This is a genomic window from Frankia tisae (assembly GCF_025403405.1).
Lineage (GTDB): Bacteria > Actinomycetota > Actinomycetes > Frankiales > Frankiaceae > Frankia > Frankia tisai.
This window is the reverse complement of sequence record NZ_JANEZT010000327.1, coordinates 1-7687: the sequence shown is the minus strand read 5'-3', so window position 1 is coordinate 7687 and position 7687 is coordinate 1. Positions and strand designations below refer to the sequence as shown.

Here is a 7687-nt window from a genome sequence, read left to right as displayed (position 1 = left end):
CCGCCACTCCGCTCCGGCCGCCACCCCGTGCCGACGGTCGTCCGCGCGTCGGCGTCCATCCGCACCCAGCCGCGCGCCGGTGGTCGCCCGCAGCCGGCGGCGCCGTCCGCGGCGGCGCTGGGACTCGGCACCTTTCTTGCCCTTCAGGGGGGACGAATCGGACGCGGAACCCCCCACAAGGGCAAGGAAGTCCGCCCCGTCCCGGGCCGACCAGGAGAACACGGGCGGTATGGCCACGCGATCACGATGTTCCGCGGGGCTGCGTCATGTGTCCGGAGCCTGGCCGCGCCGGTCCCTACCCCGATCCGCGCTGGTCGCCGCCTGGGCGACCCCTCGTCCACGGATCGGTGACGATCAGATAGTCTCATCGACGGAGGATTCGCCTAGTGGCCTAGGGCGCACGCTTGGAAAGCGTGTTGGGGGCAACCCCTCGAGAGTTCGAATCTCTCATCCTCCGCCAGAGATCTTGGCTTCTGGCCAAGGGGTCTCCCGTGACCTGGTGTGCCGGCCCAAGCCCAACCCGCGTCCTGCGGTCTCAGTTCAGGTCTCACTCCCCTGCTGGGAGCGTTCCGCTGGTCTTGGCGTCTCCTCCCAGGGCAGGGAGGCTGGATCCTGGTGGCCCGTCCTTGATGACCGGGTCGGTCAGATGCTGGTAGCGGAGACCCACTCAACCAAGCTACTGAGGCCCGCCGGTCAGCGGCTCTTGTAGATGTCGTGGGTGCCGATCCGCAGCCAGCGCACGTGAGGACCGTCATGGCTCGGGACGGGGCTGCCATACTCCCACAGGGCCCGGCCGTCCTTTGCCCACCGCAGTTCGAACACGCCTGGCTCCGACCGGAAGCCTTTCACGCCGAGGCTCGGGTGGAACTGGCCCGTCTCCAAGCCCTCGCGGAACAGGGCGACGGAACGCTCGCCGCTGTTCGGGGGTCAGCCGCGCGTACTCCGCCATGAAGCGAGCCACCTGCTCGTACGTGGGCATGCCGTCACGATAGAGCGACGATCACCCGCGCCTGGTACGGGGTTCGCGGGCCTCAGCTTGCCTTTGGGTGCTCCTCGGCGGCCAGTTGGTCGAGGAGGGCGTCGAACGCGGCGTCGGACAGGCAGAACACGGTGCGGCCGGCCTCGACGTCCTCGTGGGCCTCGTCGATCGCACGCCTGGTGTCAGGGTCGGGGTCGTCGACCCACTCGTGCGGCTCCGGGTAGGGCTGTGGGGTGGTGTCCATGGCCCGCCTTCCTGCCGCTGCGTCTCGTTCCAAGGCACACTTTCGCTCATGATGGCCCACCGGTTGCAGCCGGGATACCTCAAGGGGCCAGTCTGCCCGGCTCGGCGCCAGGCCGCTGGTGATCGTCCTGGCGTGCCGCTCACCCGTCCGGAGCGGCCGGCGACACCCCTGAACGATCAAAGGTCCGAGTAGTGCAACATCAAGGCCCTGACTGGTGGGGTGATTCACACGCTGGCAACGCGATTGCGGCAGAGTGGGAGCAGTGACAAGGTCCCCGACCTCGGCTTCTGCGACTGCATCCGCTGCGAGCAGGGCGGTGCCGGTGCTCGCCGCAGGCGCTGCGCACGTCTCCTGGGGTCCGGTGCTTGGCGTCGAGGCTCTGGTGTGCTTCGAGCCCGACATGGAGGAGATCGATCGTCGTGAGCGGGCGGGTCTCGGGGCCGCCACGGATGTCGATGTCCTCGATCTGCTCCTCGGCCTCCCGGTCGGCGCTGCTGTGAGGACGGCGGATCTGGGCGGGCGTGAGCGGCGTGCCCTCGCGAAGGCGCCGGCAGGATGCGTCGATGTGGATTCAGGCATTGTCACACGGCGGGCGCGTCCGCCGCTGATCGCATCGCTGGCAATCATTGCTGGCAGCCGTGGCTGGCGACACGGACTTGAACAGGCCGGCCGGTTCGCGCCGTTCTGTGCCAGGGCGATCGTGTTGGACCGACCGCCACGGGATCCAGCGACCTCCTGTGCGGAGGCCGACTTCTTCGGTGTCGGCCTCCTTGTGGTCACCGGCGGATCGGAGATAGAGGTGCTCGTACCGCCGGAGCCGCATCGGTCCGGCCGGCTGGCCGCCCGGACCTGGTGGTTCACCGAAGAAGTGTACCGGACGTACCTGGCTGGTGGGGATCTGGGGCTGCGGCCGGTAGCGGCGCTGGCGAATGGGTGACCGGTAGGTCCACCCATCTCTTCACGTCCTTCGGCGGTTTGAAGGCCCCGGCCTGCCGAATCCGGATGTTCTCCGTCTCGTGGGCGTTGACGGCATCCATGCAGAGGCGGCGCCACCATGCCTGCCGGTTGCCCAGATCGCGCAGGCTGAACAGGGCGCTGAGCAGCTCGTTCCATACCGCGACGTTGTGGGCGTCAGCTTGGGCGCGGGTATCGCCGTCGTAGCCGTCGAAGCGGTTCAGCCCGGCACCTCGGCAGACCTGGCAGGTGCAGGTCGGCGCCTCCAATCCTGCGTAGCGCTTGGCGAGGGCTGGCCCGCTTGAGAAGCGCAGGAGCTCGGGGAGCAAAACGGTCGGCGGTACCGGGCCCCCACCGTTCCTGTTTTGTGGCTTCTCGTCCGGCGGGATGATGTGCCGCAGCGCGGTGGTCAGGCCGAACGACGCGAATGGTCCGCCGTGCGCGATGCTGTCGAATGCGGCCAGGTCGGTACGCCACAGGGCCGTTCCCGGGACCTCGAGGAGAAGCCGTCGGAGGTTCGTGGTCGCCTTCCGATGACTGTCCAGGGGATTGAACTGGCCGCCGAGGGCGATCGCGACCGGGTGGGGAATCGAGGCGAGCGCGGGCAGGAACAGATCTATGCTGGAGTCCAGCAGCCAACCCACCGCAGCCGGGATCATGACGACGGTGCCAACGCGGTCAATGTCCTGCGCCGCGGTGACCACGGCCCGCAGGGCGCCGCGGTCTCCGGCGCGCAGGTAGCGCGTCGGCGTGAGTGCGACCGTCGCGCCGCTGTCGAGCTGCAGCTCCAGCTCCCGGTCAAGCCCGTGGCCAAAGAGGTCATCCGCCGTGAAAGTGAATGGCTGGTCGTCCGTCGCGACGTCGTTCTCATAGAACGCGGGGTCGGCGATCAGGAGGCCCGAGTGCCCCCTCCTGCGAAGCTCTCGGAGCTTTTCGACTGCGTCCGGGCCGCACAGTGCCAGCCCACCGTGCCGCGGATGCAGGCTCGGCACACGGAGGGCTCGGGTACGGGCGAGCAGGAAGATTCGTTCGGATAGACGGCGCTCCGCCGCGGTGGAGGCCGGCCGCGGTGCGAGCACGGGCGGGAGCAGAGCCTGGTCAGTCACGTGCCTCCTCAGGGATGAGAGGCGGGATCGGCGTCACGTCGAGGGTAAGAGCGGTGATGCCCTTGGCGTTCGAATTCGTCGATTCGGGACCGGTCTGCGGTCTATTCCGGCTCGGGCTCCGGATGGTGTGCGGCCAGCGCGAAGGCGAGCGTTCGAACATCCTGGCACCAGTCGCGCGGTTCGGACGCGGTCGGTGAGAGCTCGTAGGGGTGGTGGTGCGCCGCACCCGAGTGCGTCGCCCAGCGGACGCCCAACGGACGTCCAGCGGTGGGCGACTGGCCTCGCCTGCTGGACGGTCACCCTGGACGCCCTGACCCGTTCGCTTGCTGTGCGGCCCGCCTGTGGATGGTCCGGGCCGCCCAAGGGGGAAGGCTCGGCGGCCGCGTGGCGGGCCCGGGAAGCCCGCCGGTGTACCGCCGACCGGCAGGGCGCTGAACCAAGGTTGCCGAAGCCGGCAACGTCCAGGCCGAGGCGGGTGGTCCGATGCTGGCCCAAGGGGCGCGTGTGGATGCCTTCGATCTTGTCCATGAGTCATGATGTTGGAGTGACCGTCAGGGTGCTGGACCGCGAGGTCTACTCGATGAGCGAGGCAGCCCGCCTACTCGCGGTGAGCCCGGCACGCCTGAGAGGGTGGATCGACGGCTACACCCGTGGGGAGATCCACTATGACCCGGTGATCCGCCCCGAGCGGACCGGGAACGAGGTGGTCACCTGGGGCGAATTCGTCGAAGCCGGCTACCTACGGGAATACCGGGTCAAGGGGATCTCCCTGCAGAAGATGCGGATTGTCGTGCAGCGCCTGCGCGAGCGGTTTGGTGTGTCCTACCCCCTTGCCCACGCCAAGCCCTACGTGTTCGGGATGGATGTCGTGCTCGCGGTCCAGGAAGAGGTCGGCCTCGGCACTTCGCTGTCCATGGTCCGGATCAGCGACGGGCAGCTGGTGCTCGCGCCGAAGGCGCAGCACTTCTTCGAAATGGTTGAGTTCGCGCCGGGGGCTGGCGTCGGCGAGGATGAGGCGCTGCGCTTGTTCCCGGATAGCACCGCCCGGCAGGTTGTCCTCGATCCGCTGCGACAGTTCGGTTCCCCGGTAGTACGTAGCACGCGCACGGCGAACCTGTACGAGCTGTGGGCAGCCGGCGAGTCCATCGCGGAGATCGCCGAGGCCTATGAGCTGCCGGACGTGGACGTCGAGGCCGCGGTGCGCTATGAGAGTCGTCTCCGAGGGCAGGAGATCGCAGCCTGAGCATGGACGACGGTGCCGTACTACGGCCGCGCTTCTTCGTCGACGAGAACACCCTTCCACTGGGCAAGGCGCTCGCCGCGGTGCGGCCTGACGTTCTCCACCCAGGCCACCGGCGTTGCCCGATCAGTCTGGGAGCCCAGGACACTGAATGGCTGCCGTACGTGGGCGACAGCGATCTGGTACTGCTCACCCGTGACATGAAGATCCGTCACCGGCTGGCCGAGAAGCGCTTGTTCCTCGCGCATGCCGTGAAAGGAATCTTTCTCACGAAGGCCGGGAGCATGACCAGGTGGGACATGCTGTGTATGGTTGTCCAGCACTGGGAGAAGTTCGAGCCTCTGGCGGACCTTCCCGGGCCGTGGGTTCGGTCCCTGACGCGCGCAGGCATCGGCGAACTGAAGCTGCCCACGTTGCCGGCCGCCGAGGGCTGACCGACCCGGTCGATCGTCGATCTTCAAAGGGGTCTCACTGATCCGTTCTCCGCGGGTCTGGACCGCTCGCTCAGGATGACTCCGGCTGCGCGGCGGGATCGGGTTCCGGCCGGTGTGAGCCCAGAGTGAGGGCGAGCGCGTGCACGTCCTGGTGCCAGCGGCGCAGTTCGGTGGCGGTCGGTGAAAGCTCGTACGGGTGGTGGTGAACCGCGCGGGACAGGGATTCCCAGAGGTATGCCGCAGTGGCGGGAGGCTCGGGGGGCGGTTTCAGGGAGTCAGTGCATCAACCGCTATATGATAGTAGCAGATTGTTGAGTCTTTCGAATGGCTTATCCCAGTCCAGTGTCTGGCGGGGGCGGCGGTTAAGCCGGTCGGCAACCATATCGAGATCAGCCTGAGTATGCGCTGACAGATCCGTGCCCTTCGGGAAGTACTGGCGGAGCAGCCCGTTCGTGTTCTCGTTGCTCCCACGCTGCCACGGGGAATGCGGATCGCAGAAGTACACCGGGATGCCGGTGGCCACGGTGAACCGGGCATGGTCGGCCCTCTCCACACCCTGATCCCAGGTGATGGACCGGAACAACTGCTCGGGAAGCCGACGCACCAGCAACGACAGCAGACCCGCGACCCGGTCGGCACCGCGGTCGTACGGAACACGCGAGAGCATGACGAACCGGGTCTGGCGCTCCACCAAGGTCAGGATCTGACTTCGGCCGCCCTTCCCGATGATCAGATCTCCTTCCCAGTGCCCCGGCACAGCACGGTCCTCGGCCTCGGCCGGACGCTCGGAGATGCCCACCATCCCAGCGATCCTGGCCTGCTTCGGCCGGGTCGACCCCTGCGGACGGCGCTCGGCCCGCCCCGACCGCAGGGCGAGCTTCAGTTGGGTACGTAGCTCGCCGCGCGCCTGGACGAACAGCGTCTGGTAGACCGTCTCGTGGGACAGGCTCATCTCCGGATCGTCCGGAAACTCCTTCCGCAGGCTGCTGACCACCTGCTGCGGAGAATAGTCGTCCGCAAGCCGGGCAGCGACCAGCTCATGCAACCGCCGCGACGCGACAAGCTTGAGATCTTCGGTCGGCGGCGTTGAGCGTCGGCGCGTTTCTGGGCCTCGGCCGCCCGGTATCCACTGTTTCCGCCGTTGCGGTTCACTTCACGGCTCACGATCGACTGGCTCCGCTCCAGCCGGACCGCGATCACCCGGTGTGACAGCTCCGCCGCCAACCCACGAGAGATCTCCTCCCGCTCCGCAAGCGTTAGCTCCCGACCCCGCACTCAGCCCTCCCGATCAGAAGACAGCCTTTCTACCAGGGCTGATGCACTGACTACTTGAGACCGCCGTCGGCTTGTTGTCGTTCGCTCTCGATCTGGCTGGATTCCTCCCAGAACTCGCCTTGGTCGTCGGGGCCGGGCCTGGGCAGCCAGATCCAACAGGTCCGGCAGCATCACGTCAGCCACTTGGTGCGCGGGCTGGTCGTCCGTCGTCACGGCATTTCCTCATCGCGGGGTCTGCCGTCAAGCCTGAGCAGCCTCGGCGGCCAGCGCCGAGAAAACAGGACGATTCGACCGGGTCGCGCAGGGCCGCCCGTGCCGACGACCTCCCGGGTCAAGCGGCGACCACGGGCCGGTGGCCTGATCGAGCAGGTCACGGAGGCAGTGCGCCGCGCAGCACACCTACCCGAACGCCAACCGCCGCCCCACCCGGAACCCCAGGTAGGACGGCGGCACACCTTGGCCGGCTAACCCTTGGCCGCCACCGTCCACGCACACTCGGAGATGATCTGCAGGTGGAAGGTGCCCTTGTCGTAGAAATGCTCGGTGGACGTCCCCTTCGCGCCAAGTTGGTTCACATTGTCCGTGGTCAGCTTGTCCCCGGAATCCTTGTTGACCATGACCACGAAGTTCCCCTGTCCGCCGAACGCTGAGCAGTCGTACGACCAATCCAACGTCCACGCCCCACCCGTCGTGAACTGGGCGGTGTTCTTCGTGCCACTGCCCTGCTCCTGAAGGAGTGCAGCCGGTGCGGCGGCGGTGATCGCCGGGGCCTGCGCTGCCGGTGCGGAAGCCGCGGTGCTGTCTGCCGCACCACCAGCGCCTGCTGCCGTGCCTCCGCCTGAGCTGGTGTTGCAGCCGGCGAGCGCCGCAGCTGCGGCTAGCGTCAGGGCAGGGATGATCTGCTTGTGCATAGTATTCCCCCGTGTTCCGTTCCGTGAGGGATACACCTTATCGTGCTGTCACACAGCGGATCGGGTCGCCTGTCGCCTAGCGACGCGGCCGGTCAGCCGGCGTTCAGCTATCGTGCCCTGAGTCGGTCTGGCGGACTCGGACGTTGCGAGAAGGGCCGTAGGCTCTACTGTCGAGTTCGAGTTCCCGCCGCTTCCATATCAGGAGACGGGGAACAGAGCGATGTATGCCCCCACGATCCTGGCCATCTGCATGTGCGGGACCCTCCTCGTAGCCCTTTGAGCGTTTCGCAGCCGCTAACGGCTTGGGGGCATACCCTGACTTCCACTCGGCGGCGAATCTTCTGGTAGGCATCTATTGTCTTTCCTGTGCTGTCTTTTTGCTTTGGATATCACTTCAAATGGGCGGCAATCATCTCCTGTAAGGTACCAAGTCACACGTTGATATCCGGGGGGCGCGATGCGTATACGGGGACCAGGCATGTCGTTGGGCTTGGGGGGAGTCAACCTCTTCGGCCCGAGGATCAGCCTTGGTGGTGGTTGGGGC

Annotated in this window: 8 protein-coding genes, 1 tRNA gene and 1 pseudogene; 4 read left to right on the top strand and 6 right to left on the bottom strand. The window is 67.1% G+C overall.

Annotated features, from left to right (window positions below; translation table 11 throughout):
- Positions 1 to 372: 372 nt before the first annotated feature.
- Positions 373 to 460, top strand: a tRNA-Ser gene (locus NBZ85_RS24295).
- A 233-nt stretch (positions 461 to 693) separates the two neighbouring features.
- Here the strand turns inward: NBZ85_RS24295 and NBZ85_RS24290 are convergent.
- Together NBZ85_RS24290 and NBZ85_RS24285 are read right to left on the bottom strand one after the other, a co-directional pair.
- Positions 694 to 822: a hypothetical protein gene (locus NBZ85_RS24290; RefSeq protein ID WP_261562666.1), complete on the bottom strand. Its 129-nt coding sequence runs from the start codon at positions 820 to 822 to the stop codon at positions 694 to 696.
- A 209-nt stretch (positions 823 to 1031) separates the two neighbouring features.
- On the bottom strand, positions 1032 to 1223 hold the full coding sequence (locus NBZ85_RS24285; protein WP_261562665.1) for a hypothetical protein: 192 nt from the start codon (positions 1221 to 1223) through the stop codon (positions 1032 to 1034).
- 316 nt (positions 1224 to 1539) lie between these two features.
- Between NBZ85_RS24285 and NBZ85_RS24280 the strand changes: the two genes are divergently transcribed.
- Positions 1540 to 2160 carry a hypothetical protein gene (locus NBZ85_RS24280; protein ID WP_261562664.1) on the top strand — a complete coding sequence of 207 codons (621 nt, stop codon included), beginning with the start codon at positions 1540 to 1542 and terminating at the stop codon, positions 2158 to 2160.
- Here the strand turns inward: NBZ85_RS24280 and NBZ85_RS24275 are convergent.
- Entirely contained in the window at positions 2081 to 3283 is a 1203-nt protein-coding gene (locus NBZ85_RS24275; protein ID WP_261562663.1) for a hypothetical protein, read from the bottom strand. The two genes, NBZ85_RS24280 and NBZ85_RS24275, sit on opposite strands and share 80 nt — an antisense overlap.
- 544 nt (positions 3284 to 3827) lie before the next feature.
- Here NBZ85_RS24275 and NBZ85_RS24270 point away from each other — a divergent pair.
- Positions 3828 to 4526 (top strand): DUF433 domain-containing protein, encoded by a 699-nt coding sequence (locus NBZ85_RS24270; protein WP_261562662.1) that lies wholly within the window; start codon positions 3828 to 3830, stop codon positions 4524 to 4526.
- Between the two features lie 2 nt (positions 4527 to 4528).
- On the top strand, positions 4529 to 4957 hold the full coding sequence (locus NBZ85_RS24265; RefSeq protein ID WP_261562661.1) for a PIN-like domain-containing protein: 429 nt from the start codon (positions 4529 to 4531) through the stop codon (positions 4955 to 4957).
- Positions 4958 to 5240: 283 nt separating this feature from the next.
- On the opposite strand, the gene NBZ85_RS24260 is transcribed toward NBZ85_RS24265, so the two are convergent.
- From NBZ85_RS24260 to NBZ85_RS24255, 3 genes and pseudogenes are all read right to left on the bottom strand, one after another.
- Positions 5241 to 6083 (bottom strand): IS30 family transposase, encoded by an 843-nt coding sequence (locus tag NBZ85_RS24260; RefSeq protein WP_498041259.1) that lies wholly within the window; start codon positions 6081 to 6083, stop codon positions 5241 to 5243.
- 26 nt (positions 6084 to 6109) lie between these two features.
- A pseudogene (locus NBZ85_RS34110) lies at positions 6110 to 6232 on the bottom strand (helix-turn-helix domain-containing protein); the annotation flags it as partial.
- A gap of 464 nt (positions 6233 to 6696) precedes the next feature.
- Positions 6697 to 7143, bottom strand: a complete 447-nt coding sequence (locus NBZ85_RS24255) for a hypothetical protein (RefSeq protein WP_261562659.1) — start codon at positions 7141 to 7143, stop codon at positions 6697 to 6699.
- Positions 7144 to 7687: the final 544 nt, after the last annotated feature.